The 26,202-nt window shown below is 72.7% G+C and carries 12 protein-coding genes; 4 read left to right on the top strand and 8 right to left on the bottom strand.

Going from position 1 to position 26,202, the window contains the following annotated elements; genetic code table 11:
* Nucleotides 1-19 precede the first annotated feature (19 nt).
* Nucleotides 20-1,528, bottom strand: a complete 1,509-nt coding sequence (locus ACQP2H_RS18440) for a class I adenylate-forming enzyme family protein (RefSeq protein WP_308290799.1) — start codon at nucleotides 1,526-1,528, stop codon at nucleotides 20-22.
* Nucleotides 1,525-7,140, bottom strand: coding sequence for a non-ribosomal peptide synthetase/MFS transporter (locus tag ACQP2H_RS18435; protein WP_219462922.1), 5,616 nt, complete (start codon nucleotides 7,138-7,140; stop codon nucleotides 1,525-1,527). Before ACQP2H_RS18435 ends, ACQP2H_RS18440 begins: the two co-directional genes overlap by 4 nt.
* A 139-nt stretch (nucleotides 7,141-7,279) precedes the next feature.
* On the opposite strand from ACQP2H_RS18435, the gene ACQP2H_RS18430 reads away from it, so the two are divergent.
* Complete coding sequence (locus ACQP2H_RS18430; RefSeq protein ID WP_433228213.1) at nucleotides 7,280-10,258, top strand: condensation domain-containing protein; 2,979 nt, start codon at nucleotides 7,280-7,282, stop codon at nucleotides 10,256-10,258.
* Between the two features lie 82 nt (nucleotides 10,259-10,340).
* On the opposite strand, the gene ACQP2H_RS18425 is transcribed toward ACQP2H_RS18430, so the two are convergent.
* Nucleotides 10,341-12,452 (bottom strand): cellulase family glycosylhydrolase, encoded by a 2,112-nt coding sequence (locus tag ACQP2H_RS18425; RefSeq protein WP_255597625.1) that lies wholly within the window; start codon nucleotides 12,450-12,452, stop codon nucleotides 10,341-10,343.
* Between the two features lie 550 nt (nucleotides 12,453-13,002).
* Here ACQP2H_RS18425 and ACQP2H_RS18420 point away from each other — a divergent pair.
* From ACQP2H_RS18420 to ACQP2H_RS18410, 3 genes are all read left to right on the top strand, one after another.
* Nucleotides 13,003-14,055 (top strand): LacI family DNA-binding transcriptional regulator, encoded by a 1,053-nt coding sequence (locus ACQP2H_RS18420; RefSeq protein WP_244252077.1) that lies wholly within the window; start codon nucleotides 13,003-13,005, stop codon nucleotides 14,053-14,055.
* 662 nt (nucleotides 14,056-14,717) lie between these two features.
* Complete coding sequence (locus ACQP2H_RS18415; protein WP_208566767.1) at nucleotides 14,718-16,106, top strand: endo-1,4-beta-xylanase; 1,389 nt, start codon at nucleotides 14,718-14,720, stop codon at nucleotides 16,104-16,106.
* Nucleotides 16,107-16,344: 238 nt separating this feature from the next.
* Nucleotides 16,345-17,661 carry an extracellular catalytic domain type 1 short-chain-length polyhydroxyalkanoate depolymerase gene (locus ACQP2H_RS18410; protein WP_433228211.1) on the top strand — a complete coding sequence of 439 codons (1,317 nt, stop codon included), beginning with the start codon at nucleotides 16,345-16,347 and terminating at the stop codon, nucleotides 17,659-17,661.
* Nucleotides 17,662-17,821: 160 nt separating this feature from the next.
* On the opposite strand, the gene ACQP2H_RS18405 is transcribed toward ACQP2H_RS18410, so the two are convergent.
* From ACQP2H_RS18405 to ACQP2H_RS18385, 5 genes are all read right to left on the bottom strand, one after another.
* Complete coding sequence (locus ACQP2H_RS18405; RefSeq protein ID WP_433228209.1) at nucleotides 17,822-19,651, bottom strand: alpha-galactosidase; 1,830 nt, start codon at nucleotides 19,649-19,651, stop codon at nucleotides 17,822-17,824.
* A 21-nt stretch (nucleotides 19,652-19,672) separates the two neighbouring features.
* Complete coding sequence (locus tag ACQP2H_RS18400; protein WP_219462914.1) at nucleotides 19,673-21,139, bottom strand: arabinofuranosidase catalytic domain-containing protein; 1,467 nt, start codon at nucleotides 21,137-21,139, stop codon at nucleotides 19,673-19,675.
* Nucleotides 21,140-21,236: 97 nt separating this feature from the next.
* On the bottom strand, nucleotides 21,237-22,616 hold the full coding sequence (locus tag ACQP2H_RS18395; protein ID WP_433228206.1) for an extracellular catalytic domain type 1 short-chain-length polyhydroxyalkanoate depolymerase: 1,380 nt from the start codon (nucleotides 22,614-22,616) through the stop codon (nucleotides 21,237-21,239).
* A gap of 364 nt (nucleotides 22,617-22,980) precedes the next feature.
* Entirely contained in the window at nucleotides 22,981-23,964 is a 984-nt protein-coding gene (locus tag ACQP2H_RS18390; protein WP_433228204.1) for a LacI family DNA-binding transcriptional regulator, read from the bottom strand.
* Nucleotides 23,965-24,520: 556 nt separating this feature from the next.
* Nucleotides 24,521-25,897, bottom strand: a complete 1,377-nt coding sequence (locus tag ACQP2H_RS18385) for a LacI family DNA-binding transcriptional regulator (RefSeq protein ID WP_357534270.1) — start codon at nucleotides 25,895-25,897, stop codon at nucleotides 24,521-24,523.
* Nucleotides 25,898-26,202 lie beyond the last annotated feature (305 nt).

Here is a 26,202-nt window from a genome sequence, read left to right as displayed (position 1 = left end):
GTGCTGTCGGTGCGGGTGGTCAGTTGTCGAACAGGACGGTCAGCTGCCGTTTGAGCACCTTGCCGCCCTCGTTGCGGGGCAGCCGGTCCAGCAGCAGCAGCCGGGCGGGCAGCTGGTGGTCGGCCAGCCGGTCGGCGAGGAAGCCGCGCAGCACCGGCAGCGTCAGCCCGTCCGTGCCGGCCTGCGGCCGGGTCACCACGGCGGCGGCCACCGCAGAACCGAGCACCGGATGCGGCACCCCCACCACGGCTACCTCGGCGACCAGCGGATGCTCGTGCAGCGCCGCCTCGACCTCGACGGTGGAGACCTTGAACGCACCGGTCTTGATCACGTCCTGGTGCCGGTCGGTGAGGTAGAGGTAGCCGTCGGCGTCGATCCGGCCCACGTCACCCATCCGTACCCACCCGTCGCGGAAGGTGGTCCGGTTCGCCGAGTCGTCGCGGTAGTAGGCGCGCGGGTGCGGTGAGCGTAGCCACACGTCGCCGGTCGTCCCGGCCGGCAGCGGGCGGCCCCCGGGGTCGGCGACCATCAGCTGCCCGCCGACCGGCCGGCCGACCGCGTCCGGCCGGGCCGGGTCGTAGATCATCGTGGTCTGCGCCGGGGCGGCCTCGGTGGAGGTGTAGTAGTTGACGATCGTGGCCTGCGGGAAGGCCGTGGCCAGCCGGGCCGCGACCGCCGGTGGCAGCGGCGCGGCGGTGGACCCGATCAGCTGTACGCCGCTGGTGTCGCGGTCCCGCAGCGCCCCGGAGTCGAGCAGCTCGATGGCGATCGACGGCACCACGAACACCGTCCCGGTGCCGGCGGCGGCGACCAGCCGGGCGAACCGGACCGGGGTGAACCGGGGCAGGGTGAGCGCGGCGGCCTTCGCGGTCAACGCGTTGAGCAGCATCGTCTGCCCGGCGTTGGTGCCGATGGCGAAGGCGTGCAGGAACCGCTGCGAGTGGGCCAGGGCCAACCGGCGAGGGTGGTGCGGCGCACCGGCGGTGAGGTTGGCGTGCCGCGCCGACACCCCCTTGGGGCGGCCCGTCGTCCCCGAGGTGTAGAGGATCTGCGCGAGGTCACCGGGGCGGACGGTGACCGGGTCGCCGTCGTCGGGGTGCCCGTCGGCGCGCAGCTCGGCGTCGCCGAACACCGCCACGCCGGGTGGGGCGGGTGGGGCGGGGGTGTCGTCGCCGTACACGACGGCGGTGGCCGTGCAGTGGGTCAGCGCGTACCCGAGCTGCCCGGCGGCGAGCCGGTCGGACAGCGGCACCGCCACCCCGCCGGCCCACAGGACCCCGCAGTACGCCACCGCGTAGCGGACCCAGTCGCGGGGGCCGAAGACCAGGCCGACCCGGTCGCCGGGGCGCAGCCCCCGACGTCGCAGCGCGGCGGCGACGGCCCGTGCCCCGGCGGACCACTGGGCGAAGGTCAACGTGGCCACCTGGTGCACCTCGACCGCCACCTGGTCCGGGTGCAGCCCGGTGCGCCAGTCGAGCAGTTCCGGCAGGGTACGCGGCGGTGGCGTCCCGGTGGGTGTCGTGCTCACCGCGACCCTCCCGTCCCGACACCCACCGGGGTCCGGTCGGCGGGGGCGGTCGTACGGGCCCGGCGTTCCTCGAGGCCGACCAGGTCGTCCGGGGGCGCGTCGGGCACCTCGTCGTCGAACCGGGCCAGGGTGGGGGTGGCCAGCGACACCAGCGCGGTCAGCGCGATGCACACCCCGAACAGCACGTAGAGCAGCCCGTGCCCGCGACCCGGCCCGACCCCGAGCACCACCCCGACGGTGCCGGCCAGCGCCCCGTCGGGCAGCAGCGTGGGCTCCACCACCCGGGCGGCGAACGGGGCGACGACGCCCCAGCCCAGCGGCAGGGTGGACTGGGCGACCATCTGGTTGACCGCGAACACCCGGCCGTGCACCCGGGCCGGCACCTTGGTCTGGATGATCGTCTGGTAGACGCCGTTGACGATGCCCAGCGCCAGGTACATGCCGAAGGCGCCGGCCCCGATGAGCAGCAGGTTGGGTCGCAACCCGGTCAGCACGGCGGCCACCGCGATGCCGAGGGTGCCCAGCAGCACCGCCCGCATCCGGCGTCGGCGGGGTCCGCCCCAGAGCAGCATCACCAGGCCCCCGGTGGCCGCACCGACCCCGCCGGTCAGCGCGACGCGGGACACGTCGGTGAGGTCGGCGAAGCCGAGCACCAGCGGGGAGAGCAGGAACAGCACCGGGAACAGGAAGAAGTTGAGCGCGGCGAAGAACGCCAGCATGGCGCGGAACTCCCGACGCCGCAGCGCGTAGCGCAGCCCGGCGACGATCTCGGTGCCGATGCCCTCGCGGCGTTGCAGGGCCAGGGTGCGGGGGAACCGGACGACCGCCAGCACCCCGACCGCGAACAGGTACGACGCCACGTCGACGAGCAGGATGCCGCGCAGCCCGACGGTCTCCAGCAGGGCCACGGCGAGCAGCGGCACGGTGAACTGGGTGAGGCCGACGGCGGTCTGGGTGAGGCCGTTGGCGTGCCCGAGGAAGCGTTTGGGCACCAGTTGCGGCACCGCCGAGACGAACGCGAGCCGTTGGAAGGCCAGTGCCACCGACAGCCAGCCGACCAGCGGATAGAAGTGCCACACCTGCGCCCGGTCGGTGAGCACCAGCCCGGCGAGCACCGCGTTGGCGCTGCCGGCGGCGAGGCCGGCGAGTAGCAGCACGCGCCGCCTGCTGGTGCGGTCGATCAGCGCGCCGGCCAGCGGTGCGACCAGCAGGCCGGGCAGCAGGCCGAGCACGGCGAACAGGGCGAACCGGGCGAGTGACCCGGTCTGCGTGTAGATCCACAGTGGAATCGCGAAGGTGGTCAGCGCGGTGCCCAGCCCGGAGACGACCTGACCGGCCGCGACCAGGCCGAAGCGGCGCAGGCTCGGCGGTGGCGCGGTCCGGCCCCGGTCCCCGCCACCCACGCCTGCCGGGGGCGGGTCGGACGTGGTGGGTGCGTCGGCGCTGCGGCGGGAGACGGCGGCGAGCTGCCAGGCCGGTGGCGTGGCGTCCGACCCGGTCGGGGCGGGCCGGGGTGGCGTGTCGAGCCGTCGGTGCACGTCGGTGACGATCTCGGCCAGTTCATCCGACCGGTACTTGAGGAAGTAGTGCCCGCCCTCGTCGACCACGACGAGCGCGGTGCGGTCACTGAGGAAGTGCCATTCCCGGAACCGTTCCTCGTGGTAGTCGGTGCTGCGGTCCCGCTCACCGACCACCGAGACGACCGGTGCCCGCAGCGGGGTGACCCGCCGGCGCATCAGGTCGGTGAAGTAGTCCTCGGCCACCCGGGCGTCGTGCCGCATCGCCCGGACCAGGAACCGCACCTCGTCGGGGGCGAGCGAGCCGACGGCGGTGCCCTGCGCCTGCAACCAGGTGCGGTAGATCCGGTCGCTGCGCAGCCGTTCGGCCAACCGCAGCCGCAGCAGCGGCCCGAGCGGCCCGTCGGCGGGGCGGGCGAACGGGAACACCGCACCGAGGTAGACCGCGAGCAGGTCCCGTCCGGCAGCCTCCAGCCGGCGGGCGACCTCCACGGCCAGCGCCCCGCCGGGGCCGCAGTGCCCGTACACGATCAGTGGGCCGGTGACCCGGCCCAGAAGTTCCGCGACCACCCCGGCGGCGACGTCGGCGATCGGTGCGGGCTCGTCGGCGAGGCCGATGTCGTGTCCGGGTACGGCCACCGCCAGCAGCCGGTACCCGGCCGGCAGCGCGTCGGCCAGCGGCTGGTACACCACCGCGCTGCCCCCGCCGTACGGCACGCACACCAGGGTGGCGACCCGGTCGACGGCGGGCACCGGCGGCGTCAGCTCGTGCAGCAGCCCGGCCCGACCCGGGTCCGGCCCGCCGACGAAGCCGGCCAACTCGCGTACGGTGCGGTACCGGAACAGGTCCATCACGCTGACCGTCGGGGTGCCGTCGGTGACGGTGGGCAGCTCCCGGCGCAGCCGGGCCACCACCCGGGTGGCCAGCAGCGAGTGCCCGCCCAGGTCGAAGAAGTCGTCGGTGACGCCCACCTCGGGCACCCCGAGCACCGCCCGCCACACGTCGGCCACCAGCGTCTCCACCGGCCCCACCGGGGGCACCCGCTCGCCGGTCGGGCCGTCGTCGGTGGGCTCGGGCAGGGCCCGCCGGTCCACCTTCCCGTGTTCCTGCAACGGCAGCCGGTCCAGCACCACCCAGCGGGTGGGCACCATGTGCTCGGGCAGCCGCCCGGCGAGCAGGCGACGCCAGCGCGCCGGGTCCGGGGCGTTCGCGTCCGGCCCCGGTTCGGCATCCGCGTCCGGCCCCGGTTCCGGCTCCAGGTAGGCCACCAGCCGCTCGTCGCGCAGCAGCACCGCCGCTTGGCGTACCCCCGGGCAGTCCCGCAGGGCGGCCTCCACCTCACCCAACTCGACCCGGTAGCCACGGATCTTCACCTGGTGGTCGCGGCGACCGAGGAAGACCAGCTCCCCGTCGGCCCGCCACCGGCCCAGGTCACCGGTGCGGTACAGCCGGGACCCGGGCGGCCCGTACGGGTCGGGCACGAACCGTTCGGCGGTCGGGCCGGGCCGGTGCAGGTAGCCCCGGGCGAGCCGGTCCCCGCCGAGGTACAGCTCACCGGGCACCCCGACCGGCACCGGACGCATCCGCTCGTCGAGCACGTGCACCGAGGCGTACGGCAGCGGCCGGCCGGTCGGTACCGGGCCGACGTCCGGCCCGTCCACGGGCACCTGGTAGGTGGCCACGCCGACGGTGGCCTCGGTGGGCCCGTAGTGGTTGAACACCCGGGTCGGCCCGGCGGCGAGCGGGGCGATCCGCTCCAGGTCGGACGCCTCGCCGCCGAGGATCAGCGCCCGGGCCGGCAGCAGGTCCTCCGCTGCGCAGTCGGCGGTCAGCGCCGCCAGGTGCGACGGGGTGATCTTGAGGTAGTCGATCCGTTCGTCGCGCAGCCGGGCGGCCAGCTCGGCCCCGGTGCCCCGGCGGGGGAGCAGGTGCACCGTGCCGCCGGTGGCCAGCGCCAGGTAGAAGACGGTGACGGCGAAGTCGAACGACATCGACTGCAACAGCCCGTACCGGGCGGCCGGGACCACGGCGAACCGGTCCGCCACCCCGTCGAGGTAGCGCAGCACCGGCCGGTGCGGCACGGCCACCCCCTTCGGGGTGCCGGTCGAGCCGGAGGTGTAGATGACGTAGGCCAGGTGCTCGCCGCCGACGCCGGCCGTGGGTCGGTCGTCCGGTGCGGCGGTGACCTCGGTGGCGATCTCGTCCAGGCGGGTCGCCACCGTCCCGGCGGGCAGCCGGTCGAGCAGGTCCGCGCTGGTCAGCAGCACGGTCGGCCGGGCGTCGGCGAGCATCAGGCCGAGCCGGGCGGCGGGCTGCTCCGGGTCCAGCGGCAGGTACGCGCCGCCGGCCCGCAGCACCCCGAGCAGCGTTACGGCCAGCTCGACCGACTGCTCCAGCAGCACCCCGACCAGCCGGTCCGGGCCCACCCCCCGGGCCCGCAACCAGTGGGCGAGCCGGTTGGCCCGCCGGTCCAGCTCCCGGTAGCTGATCCGGTCCGACCCGCAGACCACGGCCGGTGCGTCCGGGGTGGCGGCGACGTGCGGGGCGATCAGGTCGGCCAGGGTGACCGCCGCCCCGGTGACCCCGGTGCGGTCGTCCGACGGCAAACCACGCGCCTGCTCCCCGACCCACCGGTCCGGAGCCGGCGGTGTCCCCGGGGCGGGCGGCGTTGCCGGAGCGCCGGCGAGGGCCAGCATCCGGTCCCGTTCGGCCGGGTCGAGCAGGTCCAGGTCGACGACCGGCCGGTCCGGGTCGGCGACGGCGGCCCGCAGCAGGGTCTGGAAGGACCCGGCGAGCCGGGCCACGGTGGCGGCGTCGAACAGGTCGGTGTGGTAGACGAACGTGCCGCGCAGTCCGTCGGCGCTCTCCCCGACGTACAGCGACAGGTCGAAGCGGGCGCTGGCGGCGTCGGTGCCGACGCCCTCGACGTGCAGTCCGGCCGGCCACCGGTCGCCGCCCCGGGCGTAGTTCTGCAGGGTGAACAGCACCTGGAACACCGGGGCGCGGGTGACGTCCCGGGTGACGTTGAGTTCCTTGACGAGGCGTTCGAACGGGATCTCCTGGTGCGCCAAGGCGCGCACGACGGTGCCCCGGTTGCGGCGCAGCAGGCTCGCGAAGCTCGGCTCGGCGGCGGTCGTCGGGTCGGGGGAGAGGTCGGCGCGCAGGGCCAGGGTGTTGACGAAGAGACCGATCAGGTGTTCCAGCTCGGGGACCACCCGGCCGGCCACCGGCGAGCCGACGGCGAAGTCCCGCTGCCCGCTGTGTCGGAACAGCACGGCCTGCAAGCCGGTGAGCAGGGTCATGTAGAGGGTGGCCCGGTGGGTCCGGCCCAGCCGGCGCAGCCCGTCGGTGAGGTCGGCGTCGACGGTGAACCGGTGGGTCGCGCCCGGGTAGGACTGCACGGTCGGGCGGGGCCGGTCGGTGGGCAGCTCCAGCGGCGGCACGCCGGCCAGCGCGCGGGTCCAGTGGGCGAATCCGTCCCCGGTCGCCGGGCCGTCGAGCCGGTCCCGCTGCCAGCGGGCGTAGTCGACGTAGCGGGTGACCGGCGGGGCGGGTGGTTCGCCACCGTCGCGCAGCGCGGCGTAACCGGCGGCGATCTCGCCGAGCAGCAGGTCCAACGACCATCCGTCGCTGACGATGTGGTGCATGGCCAGGTGCAGCAGGTGCTCGGTGTCGGCCAGCCGGACGACGAGCACCCGCAGCAGCGGCGCGACGGTGAGGTCGAACGGGGTGTGGACCGACTCGGCGACCAGCGCGTGGGCGGCGTCCCCCGTCACTGCGGCGGTGACGGTCACCGGCACCCGCACCTCGGGCAGCACCGTCACCACGGGCTCCCCGTCGACGCTCTCGGTGAACCGCATCCGCAGGCTGTCGTGCCGGGTGGCGGTGGCGTCGAGGGCGGCGCGCAGCAGGTCGACGTCGAACGGCCCGCGCAGCCGCACCGTCGCGTGCACGACGTACGCGGCGGTGCCGGGGGAGAGCTGTTCGGTGAACCAGATCCGTTCCTGACCGAATGACAGACGCGGAGTTCCGGTGGACCGGGGGATGGCGGAATGTGGCGGGGCGGCCCGCGTCGGTACGTCAACGTTCGTCACGCGGTGCCTTACTCGAAACGGTGCGGGCAGTGGCCAGTAGTGTGCACGTCGGGTGCGAACCGTCGGATCGGCTGATCGGTCCACTATGGAAAGCACCTTCGAGCGATTCGGCGACGTTCGTCACGTCGTACGGTCGGGAATGCGATTCGCCGACGCGGTGGTGCCTGCGCAATGGGCGTCCGAGACCCTGGTCCACGCCGAGTTCGCCGGCGACGGTGCCGGGGTGGCCCCGTTGACCTGGGCCCAGCGGGTGATGTGGCGCTCGATCGCCCGCAACGGCTCGAACCACGTCTTTCTCAACCTGCGCCGTACCGTCCCGGTGTCCCGGCGGGCGGGGGCGGCGGTGCCCGGCGTCGCCCGCGCGGTGGGCGCGTTGGTCGGTCGGCACGGCGCGTTGCGCACCCGGGTCCGGGAGGTCGACGGGGAGCCACGCCAGGAGACGGCGGCGGCCGGGGCGCTGCCGCTGCTGGTCTGCGCCGGGGCGCACGACGGCGCAGAGGCCGCCCGGGAGGCCGCCGGCCGGCTCGGCGACGTCGCTTTCGACCACGCCGCCGAGTGGCCGCTGCGGGTCGCGCTGGTGACGGTCGACGACCGGGTACGACAGGTCGTGGTGGTGTTCAGCCACTCCACGGTGGACGCGTACGCCGCCGAGACGGTGCTGCGGGACCTGCGGCTGATCATGCTGCGTGGTGACGTGTCCACCCCCGCCGGACCGCAGTCGGCGGACGTGGCGCGGGGGCAGCACGGGGCCGACCGGGACCGCTCGGCGCGGGCGGTCGGGCACTGGCTGCGGGAGTTCGACCGGCTGCCGACGTCGCCGCCCGCGCAGCCGGGGCCGGGCCTGGCCCCGCCGTGGCGGCGCGGGGTGCTGGTCTCCTCCGCCGTCGACACGGCCACCCGGCTGATCGCCGCCCGGCACCGGGTCAGCGGCTCCGCGGTGTTGCTGGCCGGGGTGGTGGCGATGGCCGCCGGTGGTGACGGGCAGGACCGTCGCGGCTTATTCCCGATGGCCCACAATCGATTTCGCGCCGGGTACGCGAATGCCGTCGCCAATCTCGGCCAGATCGGTTTCGGTGTGCTGGATCTGTCCGGTCGCCCCCATTTCGGGGAGTTGTTGTCCCGGGTGTGGAGCGCCTCCCTGGACGGCCTGCGGCACGCGTATTACGACCCGGTCGCGCTGCGGCACGCATTCGTCGAACGGGGGGTCGACCCGGCGTCGGCGTTCCAGCCGCACTACTACTTCAATGACATCAGGTTGCCCCTCGGCGGGGTCGACCGGGTGCCGGTGGTGACCCGGGACACGCTGCGGGCCGCCACGGGCCGGAGCACCTTCTCCTGGACGACGGGGCTCGACCAGGCGTCCTGGCAGTTGCTGACCCACGTGGTCGACGAGCCGTCGGGGGTGGGTGTCACACTCACGGTCGACACCCGGCACCGGACGCTGGACGCCGTCGAACCGTTCCTGCGCGGGCTGGAGGAGTTGCTGGTGGAGGCCGCTTTCCACGAGGTGCCCTGGCCCTGGTCTCCGGCCGCCGGGCCGTCCCCGGCCGCTGAGTCGGCGCTCACCGCCGGGCCGTCCCCGGCCGCTGAGTCGGCGCTCACCGCCGGGCCGTCCCCGGCCGCTGAGTCGGCGCTCACCGCCGGGCCGTCCCCGGCCGCTGAGTCGGCGCTCACCGCCGGGCCGTCCCCGGCTGCCGGGCCGGTGCCCACCGGGGGGACGGGCGGCGACGCCTGGCCCGGCGGCGACCGGGTGGCGTACGCCGAGTTCGACGGAGGTCGGGACGCGACCGCGCCGTTGACGTGGGGACAGCGGGCGATGTGGCGGACGGTGGCGGAGTTCGTGGCGCCCGCCGCTTACCGGGTGCTGACCCTGCCGCGCACGCTGGCGGTGTCGGCACGGGCCGGGGTGGACGTGCCCCGGGCGGTGCGGGCGGTGGGGGCGCTCCTCGCCCGGCACGAGTCGTTGCGCACCCGGGTCCGCCCGCACGACGGGCAGCTGTGCCAGGTGGCGTCGGCGGCCGGGCGGCTGCCGGTCGGAGTGCACGCCGTACCCCGGCCGGCCGACGACCCGGACGGCGCGCGCACCGCGGCGGAGCTGGCCGCGCGGCTGGCCGGGGTGCCCTTCGACCACGCCGTGGCGTATCCGCTGCGGGTCGCGCTGGTCACCGTGGACGATCGGGTACGGCAGGTCGTGCTGGTGTTCAGCCACTGCGCCGTCGACTTCCACGCCGCCGGCATCGTCCTGCGGGACCTGCGGTTGCTGCTGCTACGGGGGGTGTTGGACAGCCCGCCCGGGCTCCAGTCGCTGGATCTCGCCGCGCGGGAGCGCACGGTGCAGTGGCGGCGTTCGCAGCGGGCGGTGGCGTACTGGACCAGGCAGTTCGCGGGCCTGCCGATGGACCTGGCCGATCCGACCGGAGCGGGGTCGACGCCCCGCTACCGGCGGGGTTCGCTGGTCTCCCCGGCCGTCCACCACGCGGTGCGGCTGGTCGCCGCCCGGCACGGCGTCAGCACCTCGACCGTCCTGCTGGCCGCGACCGCCGCGGTGCTGAGCGGGGGTGGGCAGGATGCCTGCGGGATGGTGGTGATGGCGAACAACCGCTTCCCGCCGGGGTACGACCAGGCGGTCGCCACCCTGAACCAGATCGGGCTCTGCCGGCTCGACCTGGTCGATCGACCGGACTTCGCCGAGTTGCTGTCCCGGGCCGGGCGGGCGGCCCTGGACGCCTACCGGCACGCCTACTACGACCCGGCCGAGTTCGAGCGTGCCTTCACCGAGCTGGGGCACGACCACCGTAGCGTGCTGGCCCCGCTGTGCTACCTCAACGACACCCGGCTCGCCCCCGAGGTCGGGCCCGGCGCGGCCGGTCCGGACGAGGCCGGCCTGCGGGCGATGGTGACGCCCGGCGCGTTCCGCTGGGTGGGGGAGCTGGACCGGTTCGCGTGGCGGTGCCGGGTGCAGGTGCTCGACGCCCCGGGCGCGGTGGAACTGGTCGTCACCGCCGACACCCGCTACCTGTCTGTCGAGCGGGCCGAGGGGCTGCTGTCCGGCATCGAGGCGTTGCTGGTCGAGGCGGCCTTCCACGGGGTGCCGTGGCCATGGTCCCCGGCGGGGTGAGGGTGCCCCAGAGGCCCGGAGGGACACCCTCACCCCATTGGCCGGGGCGTCGCGGTCCATCGTCCGCGACGCCCCGGCCGGCTCAGGCCGGGCTGCCGGTGACCGTGCTCCCGGACTTCGTGATCCGGTACGTCTTCTGCGTACCGCTCCAGAAGTGGAAGGTCAGGGTGACCGGGCCGTCGTTGACCTCGGCGAAGAACTCCGGCTTCAGCAGGATGGTGTTGGCGCTGTAGTCCGGTTGGAAGTGCGTCCAGAACTCCTTGTAGGAGGTCCAGTTGGCCGGTCCCGCGCCGCTGCCGTCGGCGTACTTGGCCTCCATGGTGGCGAGCTGGTCACCCCGGAACTGGGTGGGGATGGCGAACGAGCTGGTCGTGCCGCTGGCCGCCGACTGGGTCGGCGGGTCGTAGGAGATGATGCTGATCTGCCACGGCACGCCCTGGGAGAAGCGGGCCTCGATGGTGGCGTTGACCCCGGCGGCGCGGTTGCCGGCCAGCCGGCTCAGCGCCGACGCGGTCAGCGTGAGGGTGCTGCCGGAGACCGTGTAGTCGGTGCCGTTGACCAGGTTGGTGCTGCCCTGCCGCAGGCCCTGGAACGACGTGCCGTTGAGGTTGAGGGTGAGCGACCTGCTGGTGATGGTGCCGCTGCGCGGCAGGTAGACCTGGTCGGAGGACGCGGTGGCCGAGCGGGTGGTCAGGTTCGCCTTCATCAGGTCGTAGATGCCCTGGTCCCGCCACTGCAACGTGGGGCGGTTGAGGAAGGATCCCGCGTCCCAGAGCATGGTGGTGAGGTTGCGGGTGCGGGCGTGGTAGCCGACGGCCTCGAAGAACTTCAGCAGTTCGCCGCGTTCGATGATGCCGGGGCGGGTGTAGTCGTAGCTGAGCAGCGCCCACTCACCGATGATCACGGGGATGCCGCGGGCGACGAAGGAGGCGCGGGCCCGCTCGAAGGTGCCGACGAGGTCCTGCTCGACGTTGCTGTCGTAGCGGGTGCCGCCGGCGATGTTGACGCTGAACGGCCAGTACCCGTAGAAGTGGATGGTCGCGGCGATGTTGGGGTCGCGCAGCTGGCTGAGCGTGGTGTTCAGCGCGTCCATCCGGGCCTGCTCGCCACTGGTGTGCAGGGTGGGCAGTACCAGCAGCCGGGTGGCGTTGCCGCCGCCGGACTGGCGGATCAGGCGGACGAAGGCCAGGTGCAGCTCCCGCAGCACCTCGTCGCCCTGGGCGTCGTCGGAGGTGCCGGTGAACTGCGGCTCGTTGATGTTCTCGAAGACCAGCTTGGCCGAGTGGTCGCGGAAGGTGGCTGCGATCTGGGTCCACAACGCGTTGTACCGGTTCAGGACGGTGGTGCGGTCGCCCGGGTACGTGTTGATCCACTGCCAGGAGTCGTGATGCAGGTTGATCATCACGTAGAAGCCCTCGGCCAGCGACCAGTCGACCACCTGCCGGACCCGCGCCAACCAGACCGGATCGATGGTGTAGGTCGGCGCCGGACCGGTGTGGTCGGTCCAGGTCACCGGGATGCGGATGCTGTTGTAGCCCTGTGAGCGCACCTGGTGCAGCAGGGCCTGGGTGGTCAGCGGGTTGCCCCACGCGGTCTCGTCGGGAATGGCGTCGAGGGTGTTGCCCAGGTTCCAGCCGGGCTGCATCGCCGCCACCGTCGCCATCGGGTCCCCACCCGGCGACGGCGACGGGGAGGTCGTCGGCGTCGGGGTGGGGGTCGGCGTCGGCGTCGGGGTCTGGGTGGGGCTGGCGGTCGGGGTGCCGCTCGGGTTCCCGGTGCACGCGACGCCGTTGAGGGTGAACGAGGTCGGTACGGGGTTGCTGCCCGTCCACGACCCGTTGAAGCCGAAGGAGACCGTGCCGTTGGTGGCGATCGCCGCGTTGTAGCTCAGGTTCTTCGCGGTGACCTGGCTGCCGGCGGCGGTGACCGTCGAGTTCCACGCCTGGGTGACGCGCTGGCCGGCCGGGAAGGCCCAGGTCAGCGTCCAGCCGTTGATCGCGTCACCGAGGTTGGTGACCTTTACGTCGGCGGTGAATCCGCCCTGCCACTGCGACGGCACGGTGTACGCCACCCGGCAGCCGGCGGCGGCCTGGGCGCTGCCGGTGATCATCAGGCCCGCGAACAGCAGTGCGGCAAGTGCGCCGGCGAGCAGGCCGGCCCGCCGCCGCATTCTTCGGAGGTGGTGTGAACTCATCTGGGAACTCCTCGCCATGGTGGCACGGTGGTTGGGGTCGTCGGACGTCTCGCCGACCGGGCCGCCCTGACGGGTCCGGGGTGAACCGGATCGGGTGGGGCCACCGCACCGGGCCACCGCAACCAGGAGAACGGGGTTGCGCCGGGCGGGCGTGACTGTCCGACGGCACGGCCGGGCGTGGCGGATACGGACGCTGCCCAGTGCGTCCGTACGGAATGGCGAGGCTCCCGCCTGGAAACAATCGGAGGATGGACTCGGAAAGTTTCCGTCGCAGACCATACAAGTGTCGGTTGACGCACGTCAATGGAGGGGAAGTTCCCGGGTTGTCCGGGACCGGACTCGCTGGTCTGGCCCCGCTGGCGACACGGGAACACCGGAAGGTGCTTCGTTCAGATCGACAGATGACGGAAACTTTTGGTCGTACCCCCGAATGTGCGTCGGGGCCGGACGCCGACCGCCGGGTTATCCTGGTTTCCCTGAACGGTGCCGGCGGCCCGGTCGCGTGGCGATGCCGGCCCGACCGGCAGCCGCCGCAGAGGAGGAGGCCGGGTTGAGGCACGTCGAGTCGGGCAGGCCGGGCGGCGACCTGGCGTCGTTCGTCGATCCGACCAGACCGGTGACGATCGCGGCGATCGCGGAGTCAGCCGGCGTGTCGATTCCGACCGTGTCGAAGGTGATCAACGGTAGGTCCGGTGTCGCGGCGGACACCCGGGCCCGCGTCGAGGCGGCGATCAGCCACCACGGCTACCGCAGGACCGCCCCGGCGACCCGCAGCAACATCATGGAGCTGGTCTTCGACGAGATCGAGGACATGTGGGGCCTGGAGATCATCCGGGGCGTCGAGCGGGCGGCCCGGCAGCAGCGCGTCGGCGTCGTGCTGACGGAGTTCGGGCCGCAACGCAACGCGATCCGGTACTGGATCGACGACACCCTCGCCCGCCGACCGGACTGCCTGGTGATGGTGGCCCAACTGGGCGCGGAGGACCACCAGCGGCTACGGGCCCGGGGCATCCCGTTCGTGGTCTTCGACCCCACCACCGAGCTGCCCGAGGACGTGCCGTTCGTCGGTGCGACGAACTGGGCCGGCGGCCGGTCGGCCACCCGCCACCTGATCGGGCTCGGTCACCGACGGATCGCGATGATCGGTGGCCCGGAACACGTCCTGTGCTGCCGGGCCCGACTGGACGGCCACCGGTCCGCCCTGGAGGCGGCCGGCCTGCCGGTGACCGCCGACCTGGTCGTGCACACCGGCCTGAACCCCGCCGACGGCCAGGCCGCGGCGCTCGACCTGCTCCGCCGGCCCGACCGGCCGACCGCCATCTTCGCGTGCAACGACCTGCAGGCCCTGGGCGTCTACCAGGCGGCCCGGTCGCTGGGGCTGCGGATTCCCGCCGACCTCAGCGTCGTCGGCTTCGACGACCTGCCGATGGCCGCCCTGGTCGACCCGGCGCTGACCACCGTGCACCAGCCGTTGATCGAGATGGCGGCCACCGCCACCGAGCTGGCGCTCGCGCTCGGCCGGGGGGAGCCGACCGGCCAGGTCCGCCTGGAGCTGGCGACCACCCTCACCGTCCGGCAGAGCACCGCGCCCCCGGCGACCTGAGGGGACGGCCGCCCCGCGACCGCCCGCGTGCTGCCCGGTCCGCACCCGGACCGCCCGCCGGACCCGGTCGGGCGGGCGTGGTGTGCCGATCCGCGTGCCGATCTCGATCGCCGCGAGAAACTCCCGGCCCGCTGGCCCCCGGCGGCGACGGTGGACGGTCGGATCGACCCGGACAGATCGCTACGACTTGACGAATGACATGTTATCGCTCACAGTCGATGCGAGGACGACAGCGCCTGATGGCTCACCGGGCGAGCCGTGCTGGTCGCACCTTGGATCGCGACGTCCCCCCAGGGCATGCGGGACGTCGGATCAGGATTCCCGTCAGCAACTGCCGGTGGCGGCGCGACCGGCCCCGTACGCATGGGGTCGGACGGTTCCGCCCGGCCGGCCCGGTCTCCTCTGACAAGGAGGATCATGGCTCCCTTTTCGGGCGGCGCCACGCCGTTCCACCGTACGGGCGATCCTCCCGCCGGCCCGGGCTGCGCCCTCGGCGTCGAGGTCACCGGTGTCGATCGCGTGCGTGGACCACGGCGGGGTCTCCGCCCGTCCGCGCCGTGGCTGACCGGGCGGCGTACCACGCCGGCCGGTGCGGTCCGCCGCACGGGGAGTCGGGCATCCCAACACCACCACCGCTGCACCCACACCGAGAAGGATGCGACATGAGACCCAAGAGAGCCCTGCTAGCGACGGCGACCCTCGCCGTCGCCGGCGCACTCACCGTCGGAATGACGCTGGCGATGGCCCCCTCCGCCAGCGCCGGGACGACCCTGCGGGCGGCGGCGGCCGAGAAGGGCCGCTACTTCGGCGCGGCGGTCGCGACGGGCAAGCTGTCCACCAGCACCTACACCACCATTCTCAACCGCGAGTTCAACTCGATCGTGGCCGAGAACGAGATGAAGTGGGACGCCACCGAGCCGCAGCAGGGCCGGTTCAGCTACACCGGCGGCGACCGGATCGTCAGCCACGCCCAGGCCAACGGGATGAGCGTGCGTGGCCACGCGCTGCTCTGGCACCAGCAGGAGCCGGGCTGGGCGCAGGGCATGTCGGGTAGCGCACTGCGCAGCGCGATGATCAACCACGTCACCCAGGTCGCCACCCACTTCCGCGGCAAGATCTATGCCTGGGACGTGGTGAACGAGGCGTTCGCCGACGGTGGCAGCGGTGGGCGTCGTGACTCCAACCTGCAGCGCACCGGCAACGACTGGATCGAGGCGGCATTCCGGGCCGCCCGCGCCGCCGACCCGGGCGCGAAGCTCTGCTACAACGACTACAACACCGACGGCGTCAACGCGAAGTCGACTGGCGTCTACAACATGGTGCGGGACTTCAAGTCCCGGGGTGTGCCGATCGACTGCGTCGGCTTCCAGTCCCACCTGGGCACCACGATCCCGGGCGACTACCAGGCCAACCTCAAGCGCTTCGCCGACCTCGGCGTGGAAGTCCAGATCACCGAGCTGGACGTGATGACCGGTGGCAACCAGGCCAACATCTTCGGCACGGTCACCCGGTCCTGCATGGCCATCCCGCAGTGCGCCGGCATCACCGTGTGGGGGGTGCGCGACTGCGACTCGTGGCGCGGCTCCGACAACGCGCTGCTGTTCGACTGCAACGGCAACAAGAAGCCGGCGTACGACTCGGTGCTGAACGCGCTCAACGCCGGCCCGGGCAACCCGACGACCACCCCGCCGAACCCGACCACCACGCCGCCGAACCCGACGACGACCCCGCCGAACCCGACCACGCCGCCTCCGGGCGGGGCGGGCTGCTCGGCGTCGGTGTCGTTGAACTCGTGGACGGGTGGTTTCGTGGCCACGGTGAAGGTGACCGCGGGTTCGTCGGGTACCCGTGGGTGGACGGTGAGCGTGACCCTGCCGGGTGGGACGAGTGTGACCGGGACGTGGTCGGCGACGGCCAGTGGTAACTCCGGGACGGTGCGGTTCACGAACGTGGACTACAACGGTGCGCTCGGTGCCGGTCAGTCGACCGAGTTCGGTTTCCAGGGCACGGGCAGCGCGGCGGGTGTGACCCCGACCTGCACCGCCAGCTGAGCACCACCGTCAGATTGAGTACCAGCGTCAGTTGACTACCACCACCGCCGCCGGCCCGACCCGGGCGCACCCGGGTCGGGCCGGCGGTGCATCACCCCCGACCCGCCGGCCGGTGCGACGCGCCCCGGCCGGACCATCGTCGGCCAGCCCCGGACCGGGCCAGTCCGGACCGTCGTCCCGCACGCCGGGAGGGCCCGTCGTCCGTCGCTGACCACCGACTCCGACAGAGGAACCGCCGATGAAACCCCGACTCGCACTGCTGGCCGCCGCGCTGGCGACCGCCCTGGCGACCGTCACGGCCGTGGTCGCGGCCCCCAACCCGGCGTCGGCCGCGACGTTGACCCAGGTGACCAACTTCGGCACCAACCCGACCAACCTGCAGATGCACCTGTACGTGCCCGACCGGGTGGCCGCCCGGCCGGCGCTGCTGCTGGCCCTGCACTACTGCACCGGCAGCGGCCCGGCGCTGCACACCGGTTACGGGCTCAGTTCGCTGGCCGACCGCTACGGCTACATCGTGATCTACCCGTCGGTGACCCGCAGCAGCAAGTGCTGGGACGTCTCCTCCCCGCAGGCGCTGCGGCGCAACGGCGGCAGCGACCCCGTGGGCCTCAAGTCGATGATCGACTACGTGCGGAACCGCTACCCGGTCGACGCGAACCGGATCGGCGTCGCCGGGTTCTCCTCCGGCGCGATGATGACCAACGTGATGGCGGGGGTCTATCCGGACGTGTTCAACGCCGGGGTCAGCTCCTCCGGTGTCCCGTTCGGCTGCTTCGCCACCACCAACGGCTCGGAGTGGAACAGCGACTGCTCCGGCGGGCGGATCGTGAAGACCCCCCAGCAGTGGGGTGACCTGGTCCGCAACGCCTACCCCGGCTACACCGGCAAGCGGCCCCGGATGCAGATCTGGCACGGCACCACGGACACCACGCTGAGCTACGTCAACTTCGGCGAGCAGGTCAAGCAGTGGACCAACGTGCTCGGTGTCGCGCAGACCCCCAGCTCCACCGACTACCCGCAGACCAGCGCCACCCGTACCCGCTACGGCGGCACCGGTGGCACCGCGCCGGTGGAGGCGATCAGCTTCCAGGGTTACGGGCACTCCATCCCGTTCGACGCCGCCCAGGCCGTCCGCTTCCTCGGCTTCGACAGCGCCAGCCCCACCACGCCGCCGCCGAACCCGACGACCACCCCGCCGAACCCCACCACCCCGCCGCCGAACCCCACCACCACGCCGCCGCCGACGACTCCGCCGGCCACGGGCGGGTGTTCGGCGTCGGTGTCGTTGAACTCGTGGACGGGTGGTTTCGTGGCCACGGTGAAGGTGACCGCGGGTTCGTCGGGTACCCGTGGGTGGACGGTGAGCGTGACCCTGCCGGGTGGGACGAGTGTGACCGGGACGTGGTCGGCGACGGCCAGTGGTAACTCCGGGACGGTGCGGTTCACGAACGTGGACTACAACGGTGCGCTCGGTGCCGGTCAGTCGACCGAGTTCGGTTTCCAGGGCACGGGCAGCGCGGCGGGTGTGACCCCGACCTGCACCGCCGCCTGACCGACACGACCGGCGGCTCCGGGCGGCGCACCCCCGCAGAGGTGCTCCGCCCGGAGCCCCGTCGCGCCCGGACACCCCGGGCGACCTCCGACCGGGCGCAGGGCCGGGTTCACTCCCCGGCCCTGCGCCCTGCCTCACCGACGCAGACCCCTGCGCCGTGTCACACCGGCGTACGCCGCCACTGCTGGTTCGTGCCGGCGCCGCAGGTCCACTGCACGACCTGCACCCCGTCGGTCAGCCCGGCGTTGAGCACGTCGAGACACTTGTTGCTGTGCCGGGCCACCAGCTGCACCTGGCCGTCACCGACGTCCTGGATCCGCCACTGCTGGTTGGTGCCCCCGTTGCAGGTCCACTGCACCACCCGGGCTCCGTCGGCGGTCGTGCCGGCGCCGCCGTAGACGTCGAGGCACTTACCGCTGTTGACGCTCACCACCGTGGACCAGCCGCCGCCGACGTCCGAGAACCGCCACCGCTGGTTGGCCTGACCGTTCGCGGCCCACTGCACGACGTTCGCGCCGTCGGTCGTGGCGGCGTTGTTGACGTCGAGCAGCTTCGCGCTGTGCCGGGCGGTCAGCGTGTACGTCGTCGGGGTCGGGGTGGTGGTCTGCGGCGTCAGCCGGTAGAGCCCGGCACCGTGGGCGGGCAGCGAACGGCTGAACGTCCCGGTCGAGGTGCCCAGGGCCGCGCCGGACCAGAGGTCGGTGGCGGTGGCCGAGCCGATGCCCAGGTCGGCCAGGTTCACCGACACGGTGGCCGCCGCGCCCTCCCGGTTGAACAGCGCGACGTACCGGTCCGTGCTGTCCGGCACGTCGGCGACCCACACCTGCCGGGTGCCGCCGGTGAGCTGGCGGTTGTTGGCGCTGCGCTGGTCGACCGCCAGCACCGCGCTGTTGGTCATCAACGCCAGCTCCGCCGGCCGGTTCTCCACCAGGTTGCCGCCCCACATCAGCGGCGCCCGGTTGATCACCCAGAGCGACATGAGGGTGCGCTGCTCGTCCGCGCTGAGGTTGGAGTAGCGCGGCGAGCCGACCGGGCCGTGCTTCGACAGCCGACCGATCGGGATCATGTCCGGGTCGGGCCAGGCCCCCGCCCTGCGGTACGGCGTCCAGTTGCGCAACTGGTCGAACAGGGCGTCCACCGACGACCAGTTGTCCCACAGGTCGTTGACGATCCGCCACATGTGCGCGTTGTTCTGCACGTGCGGGCCGGCGGACAGCGGCGTGGCCCCCGGCGACAGGCTCAGCACCATCGGCCGGCCGCTGCGCCCGATCGCCGTCCGGTAACCCTCGACCTCCGCCTGCCGGTAGGTAGGCGCGGCGATGTCGTCGACCTTGACGAAGTCGACGCCCCACCCGGCCAGCAGTTGGAACACCGAGTCGAGGTACGCCTGCGCGCAGGGGTTGGACATGTCCAGCCCCCACATCAGGTTGAGCCAGGCCGCGCTGTTGCCGGCGTCGATCTGGTTGGCGCGGCACGAGGTGCCGAGGATCGGCACGTTGTCCGCGACCGCCTGCCGGGGGATGCCCCGCATCAGGTGGACGCCGAACTTCAGCCCCTGGGCGTGCACGTGGTCGGCCAGCGGTTTGAACCCGTTGTCGCCGGCCGCCGACGGGAACCGGGTGGTGTCGGGCAGCAGCCGCCCGTTGGCGTCCATCCGGAGCCGGGGTTGCAGGTTGGCATCCTGGTTGGGGCTGCCGTTGTGCTGCCCGGGGAAGTACCACGCCCAGTCGACGACGATGTACTGCCAGCCGTACTGGCGCAGGTTGGCGCCCATGTAGTCGGCGTTGGCCCGGACGTCGGCCTCGGTGACGCTCCAGTTGAACGAGTCGTAGCTGTTCCAGCCCATCGGTGGGGTGTCGGCGACGCCGTTGTCCCACGCCTGCGCCGGCTGTGGGCTGCCGACGCCGACCAGGTTCGTCACGAGCACGACGGTGGCGGCCAGCAGGACCGCCGCCCGTCGGGTCGCTGAATGGATGACACGGTGCTGCATCGGACCTCCTCGATCACCGGGTCAGCGGTAGCCGGCGGCGGTGATGTTGGCCTGTACCGCGTTCTCGGTGGCGTCCGACGGGTAGCCGGCGACCATCGCCCCCTCGTAGAAGGTGCCGACGCTCTGGTTGGTGTTGTCGATGCAGCAGTCCCCGCCGCTGCCCAGGATGATCGCGCCCTGCTTCTTCATCGGGCTGTACCCGCGCGGCAGCGACCCGTCATAGAGGGTGTAGAGGCTGCCGGACTGGGCGTTGCTGCCCTTGATGGCGAACCGGGAGGTGCCGTTGTTCTTCAGGGTGGCAGTGACGAACTTGCTGGTGAACGCCCGCTGGTTGGAGTTCCAGGAGCTGCTGCCGCCGGGGTAGAGGCCGTACTCCAGGTCGGCCTGCACCCACGGGCCGGAGCCGGAGCAGCCACCGAACCAGCAGCTGGTGCCGAAGTAGATCGCGTCCATCGCGCCCGCGCCGTCGGCCCGCCGGGTGGTCTCGCTGTTGCCGTAGTCGAAGCAGCAGCCGCTGTTGACGTGGGTGCCGCTGGTGACCATGTACATGCCCTCCGGCGCGGCGCCGGTCGGCACCCCGGTCAGGTGACCGTCACGCCAGTAGCTGCTCTTACCGGGGATGTAGAGCGAGTACACCTTGTCGCCGCCGACCGTCAGCGACTCCTTGTTCGCCACCGCCGGCTGGACGGCGCCACCGACCCCGCCGGCACCCTGGTAGCCGAGGTTGTTGCCGCGTCCGGACTGGTCGAAGATGATCGTGATGACGCAGGTGGTGTTCGCGCAGAAGCTGTCCTGGCTGGCGGCGTTGGCCCGCCCGCCCGGCGACAGCACGCCGATGTTGCGGGTGGTGTTGTCCGAGGACCGGCGCACCTGGTAGAGCGAGCCGTTGTAGGCGGCGTAGAGCGCCCGGGTGGTGCTGTGCGCCGCGATGCAGGCGGTGCCCCCGGCGGCGTAGATGTCACACGGCTGGCTGGTGCCCGGCGGTGGGGTGGTCGGTGGCGGGGTGGTGGGCGGCGGTGTGGTCGGCGGGGGCGTGGTCGGCGGTGGTCCGGTGGTCGGGTTCACCCCGCCGGTGCAGGTGGTGCCGTTGAGGCTGAACGAGGTGGGGGCGGGGTTGCTGCCGGTCCACGCGCCGTTGAAGCCGAAGCTGGCGGTGCCGTTGGTGGGGATCGTGGCGTTGTAGCTGGCGTTGGTGACGGTGACCTGGGCGCCGGCCTGGGTGTAGCTGCCGTTCCACAGCTGGGTGATGGTCTGTCCGGCGGCGTAGTTCCAGGTCAGTCGCCACCCGTTCACCGCGTCACCGAGGTTGGTGATGGTGACGTTGGCGCCGAAGCCGCCCTGCCAGGACGAGCTGACCGCATAGCTGACCTGGCATCCGGCGGCAGCCGCCGAGGCTTCGGTCTGGGCGGCGACGGCACCGACGAGCAGGAGGGTGGTGGTGGCGGCGACCAGCGCCGGCCGCCGACGGAGGAATCGGGTTTCTGGCACGGGAACTCCTGATGATGACTGGACGGTGCGGCACGCCCTGGCAGGGCGGGGACGGATCACCCCTCGACGCGGTACGGGGGGCTGCGGTCGCGGCGGTTCAGGCGACCACGCAGGTCGCCCCGTTCAGGGTGAATGCCGTGGGGGCGGCGGCGTTGCCGGTGTGGGTGGCCTGGAATCCGATAGTGGTCGACGCTCCGGGGGCCAGCGTGCCGTTGTAACTGACGTTCGTGGCGGTGACCTGGCCGCTGGCCGGTGCGTAGCTGGCGTTCCAGCCGCCGGTGATGACCTGCCCGGCGGGCAGGGTGAACCCGAGGGACCAGCCGTTGAGCGTCGTGCTGGCGGTGTTGACGATGGTGATGCTGGCGGTCAGCCCGCTGTTCCACGCGCTGATCGTGTCGGTGACCCGGCAGGCACCCGACTGCGACGTCGGCGTGGGCGTCGGGGTCGAGGTCGGGGTGACCGTCGGCGTGGGGGTCGGGGTGACCGTCGGCGTCGGCGTCGGCGTGGGCGTGGGCGTGGGGCTGGCGGTGGGGGTGGGGGTGGGCGCGCTACCGTCCAGGCCGAGGAAGGTGATGGCGTACGCGAGCTGTCCGGCCATCGGCAGCTGGTGACCCACCCCGGCGATGCTGATCCCCTCGACGGGAGCCTGCGAGCCCGTCCCGCCGTAGCGGGTGCGCGTCCAGGACGACTGGGGACGGTCGGTGGCGGTGGGCGTGGTGCTCAACCCGTGCAGGTTGGTCCACTGCTTGATCTCCTCGCCGTAGTTGGGGTAGGCGAGGGTGGTGTCGGTGACGCCGTGCCACAACTGCATCCGGGGATAACGGCCCGTGTACCCGGGGTACATCGCGCGGGCCTGGTCGCCCCACTGTTGCGCCGTCTTGATCACCGTGCCGCCGGAGCAGCGGCTGTTCCACAGCGATCCGTCGGTGGTGGCGAAGCAGCCGGCCGGCACCCCGGAGAACGCCGACGCGGCGGAGAAGACGTCGGGGTACTGCGCGGCGAGCACATTGGTCATCATCGCCCCGGAGGAGAACCCGGAGACCACGATCCGCGCCGGGTCGACGTTGTAGCGCTGCCGGGCGTACGCGACCATCGACATGATCCCGGTCGAGTCGCCGCCACCGTTGCGGGTGAGGGCGGCCGGGGTGGAGACGTCGAAGCAGCTTCCGCTGCGGGTGGCCTCGGGCACCACGATGAGGTAGCCGTAGCGGTCGGCGGCGGTCACGTAGTCGTGCCCGTTGCCGTTGAAGATCCCGCTGGCCGAACCGCTGCAGTAGTGCACCAGGAGCAGCAGCGCCGGGCGGGGCGCGAGGGTGCTCGGGGCGTACAGGTACATGTTGAGGTTGGTGGGGTTGTTGCCGAATCCGGTCACTCTGGTCAGGGTCGCCGCGGTCGCGGGCTGCGCCGTCATCAGGACGGTGGATGCCGCGATTGCGAGGACGACGGCTGCCAGCGCGGCGCGCAGACTGCCCTTCATCGGTGGCCTTTCTTTCAGGGGGTGGAGATCGCCGCGCCGGGAGGCGGTGCGGGCGTCGCGTCCGGTCGTCGACCCTTGGGCGCGGACGGCGGTGGCGCGATCCGGTGGCGCGGACCGCTGTGCGCCGGTCGTAGCCGTCCGGCCCTTCGTGGCGTCGGCGTCGGCTCCGCCTACGGTCGGACGAGCGGCCACCCGGTCGGCCGGAGTCCGTACCCGATAAATCGACGATCGTCCATTACGTTAACGTTAACAAGAAGTGCTGTCCAGAGCCGGACAGCACTGTGCGGGGCGGGTCGCCGCCAGCCTGGTCAGCGCGGCACGGCGGGTGGACACGCCACCGCGGCGACCGGTGACGGTCCGCCCGTCACCGGGGCGCGGCGACGCTGTCCCGGGTGATCAGGGTGGGGGAGATGGTCTGCCGCAGCGTGTGGTCGACGCCTGCGTCGATCTGCGTCAGCAGCAGGCCGAGGCTGGCCTCGGCCACGGTGTTGAAGTCCGGCCGGACGGTGGTCAACGGCGGGATGAAGTACGCGGCGTCCGGGACGTCGTCGAAACCGACGACGCTGACCTCCTCCGGCACCCGCCGGCCGTGTTCGTGCAGCGCGTGCAGCACGCCCAGCGCGAGATCGTCGTTGGCCGTGAAGATCGCGGTGACCTCAGGGGTCCGGGCCAGCATCTGGCCGCACCGGTATCCCGAGGCGGCGGACCAGTCCGCCTGCAACACCGGGGGAACCTCCGCGCCGGCGGCCTGCAACGTCTCCCGCCAGCCGGCGAGACGCCCCGCGCTGTCGAACCAGTCGGCCGGGCCCGACACGTGCCAGACCGTCCGGTGACCCGCGTCGAGCAGGTGCCGGGTGGCCAACCGGCCCCCCTCCACCTGGTCGATGGTGACCAGCGGCACCGGACGGCGGGGGTCGCCGTCCACGGTGACCAGCGGGATGTCGGTGGGAAGGCACTCCAGCGCCTCGCCGGCGGACTCCACCGGTGCGATCACCACGATCCCGGCGACCCGGTGGGCCAGGTGCCGCTCGACGACGGCGGTGATGGAGGTACGGTCCAGGTTGCGGACGCTACCGACGCTGACGGCGAAGCCGGCCTCGGCCGCGGCGAGTTCGAAGGCGGACAGCAGGGACGCCGGGCCGTAGAGGGTGGTGTTGAGCGCCACCACACCGAGCACCTGCGATCGCCCGGTGACCAGGGTGCGGGCGGCCCGGTTCGGGCGGTAGCCGAGCTCGGTGATCGCGGCCTGGACCCGTAGGCGGGTCTGTTCCCGCACGTGGGGATGTCCGTTGAGGACCCGCGACACGGTCTGGTGGGAAACTCCGGCGAGGCGGGCCACGTCTCTCATCGCAGGAGCGCGCACAGTAATCCCACACCTCTCGGTCCGCCCCGCAGCCCGCTGACGGCGAAGCGGCCCGGCCCGGCGTCCGATGAGGGACGTCGGACACGAGGCATGGGCGTGCACGCCGTGGACAACGCTGGATCAGCGAGAGTCTACGCGGCGTGTCGCCCTGATTGGGTCGGCGACGCGGCCGAGTGTCGCCAGCGTGCCGTGATATTCGTCATCACGGATCGCAGGCGGTAGGCGAACTGGCGGTGACGGGTCCCTCTGGCCCTCCCTCGCTCCTCGAAGGTCACTGTCCTACGCCGTGTCGGGCCGGCCAGCCGTGCCGGACGACGGACCTGACCTGGACCCGCACGCCGTACCAGACGTCGGGCGGTGCGCCACCGGTGGAACCGGAGGACACCGTGACCAGGGCGACCGCACCACGACGACCTGCCGTATCGATCGAACCGGATGCTACTCGAAACCGTTCGGCAACGACAAGGACAGGTTTCGAGGACCCGCCCCGGCAACCGCCCCGGACCGGCCGCGCCGCCCCGGACCGGCCGCGCCGAGCGGGTCAGTGCGCCGGTGCCGCCGCGGTGCTGCCCCGCACCACCAGCGTGGTGGCCAGTTCGACCCGGGTCTGCGTGAGGTTCTCGTTGGCGGCCAGGGTCAGCACCATCCGCGTCGCGGCGGCGGCCATCTCGGTCAGCGGCTGCCGCACCGAGGTCATCGGCGGTCCGCAGAACATGGTGTACGGGATGTCGTCGAAGCCCACCACGCTGAGGTCCTGGGGGATCCGTCGGCCGGCCAACCGGGCCGCCTCGTAGACGCCGAGCGCCTGCAGGTCGTTGCCGCACACTATCGCCGTGGGCGTGGGGTTCTGCCGGAGCAGTTCCTGGCCGAGGCTGAGACCGTCCTCGAAGGAGAACCAGTGGCCGAAGCGCAGCCGGCGCGCGGGCAGCCCGGCTCCCGCCGCCTCCAACGCCGCCCGGGCACCGTCCAGGCGGGCCTTGGCGCACAGCCGTTCGGTCGGCCCGGAGATCACCCCGACCTGCCGATGCCCCAGGTCGAGTACGTGCCGGGCGGCCTCGAAACCACCGCTCCAGTTGGTCGTCGTCACCGACGGGACGGCGTGCAGTGGCGGCTCGCCCGTGGGATCGATGACGACCAGGGGGATCGCGCTCGCCGCCAGCAGGGCGTGCTGTTCGGAGGTGAAGCCGAGATTCACCGCGATCACTCCGGTCGGGCGACGGGCCAGCAGGTCGCGGGCCCAGAACCGCCCCTCCGAGACCTGGCGGCGGGCGTCGATGAAGCCGACGGCGAGCCGGTGCGCCCCGGCGACCTGCTGCACCCCCTGCATGATCAGCACCGCCAGGTTGCTCTGCATGCCGTAGAAGACCACCTCCACGCTGGCGTTCGGGGTGCCCAGTTCGGGGCGGCGGTAGCCGTGCTCGCGTAGCAGCGACTCCACCCGGGCCCGGGTCTCCGCCGCGACCCCGGTGCGGCCGTTGAGGACCTTGGACACGGTGGGCGCCGAGACGTCCGCCAGTTGGGCGATCGTGGTCAGCGTCGGTTCGCCCCGGCGTCGGCTGCGTCGTGGCGCCCCGGCCGGCCTGCCGACCGTCGGGGTGGTGGTACGCGCGGGGTCCGCCGCGGCGGTTGCCGGGGGGACGGCGGCGGGGGGCCCGGGGGTGCCACCCGACCTGCCGGCCACCGGGTCGCCGGTCGGGGCGGCAGGCGTGGGCTGTCGTCGTACCCGGTCGAGCAGCCGGCTGCGGACGGCTTCGGCGTGGCGGGCCGCGACCGGGCCGGCGGGCACGGTCTCGGTGAGGTAGCGCCGACGCTTCGACACGGGGTCGATCCCGGCGTACACCCGCACCCGGAGCGAGCCGCTGGGAAGCTGCTCGATCTCGCCGCGAGCGCGCCGTCCGCGTCTGGAGCTATCTGACATGGAGCCAGCGTATTCGATGTCAGGCGGTGCAGATAGCTCCACGATGGCTCCATGTCGCACTGCTGCGTCCCGCGTCCCGGCGTGGTCCGCAGCCCTCGGGGGGCCGCCGGTGGGCCGACCTGCCGACGCCCGGTGATAGAGCGGTAAAAATATGGAAGCAGTTGAATACGCTGAAACGCTTACGTAACATGAGGGGCCGTTGTTAGCGCTCACACCGAGCCGTTCGAGCGCTCACACCCGGGGTGGTTCGAGCCGACTCCCGGACGTCCCGCCCGACGCGGCACCACTGATTGGAGACTTCGTGA

The sequence above is a fragment of the Micromonospora sp. CA-248260 genome (genome assembly GCF_050942205.1).
In the GTDB taxonomy this organism is placed as follows: domain Bacteria; phylum Actinomycetota; class Actinomycetes; order Mycobacteriales; family Micromonosporaceae; genus Micromonospora; species Micromonospora antibiotica.
The sequence above is the reverse complement of the archived record's forward strand: the minus strand, read 5'-3'. Positions and strand labels throughout refer to the sequence as shown.

Coding starts and splice junctions, on each gene's coding strand:
- ACQP2H_RS18430 (WP_433228213.1), top strand. CDS start 7,280: ATGCGATTCGCCGACGCGGTGGTGCCTGCGCAATGGGCGTCCGAGACC.
- ACQP2H_RS18425 (WP_255597625.1), bottom strand. CDS start 12,452: ATGAGTTCACACCACCTCCGAAGAATGCGGCGGCGGGCCGGCCTGCTC.
- ACQP2H_RS18415 (WP_208566767.1), top strand. CDS start 14,718: ATGAGACCCAAGAGAGCCCTGCTAGCGACGGCGACCCTCGCCGTCGCC.
- ACQP2H_RS18410 (WP_433228211.1), top strand. CDS start 16,345: ATGAAACCCCGACTCGCACTGCTGGCCGCCGCGCTGGCGACCGCCCTG.
- ACQP2H_RS18405 (WP_433228209.1), bottom strand. CDS start 19,651: ATGCAGCACCGTGTCATCCATTCAGCGACCCGACGGGCGGCGGTCCTG.
- ACQP2H_RS18395 (WP_433228206.1), bottom strand. CDS start 22,616: ATGAAGGGCAGTCTGCGCGCCGCGCTGGCAGCCGTCGTCCTCGCAATC.
- ACQP2H_RS18390 (WP_433228204.1), bottom strand. CDS start 23,964: ATGAGAGACGTGGCCCGCCTCGCCGGAGTTTCCCACCAGACCGTGTCG.
- ACQP2H_RS18385 (WP_357534270.1), bottom strand. CDS start 25,897: ATGTCAGATAGCTCCAGACGCGGACGGCGCGCTCGCGGCGAGATCGAG.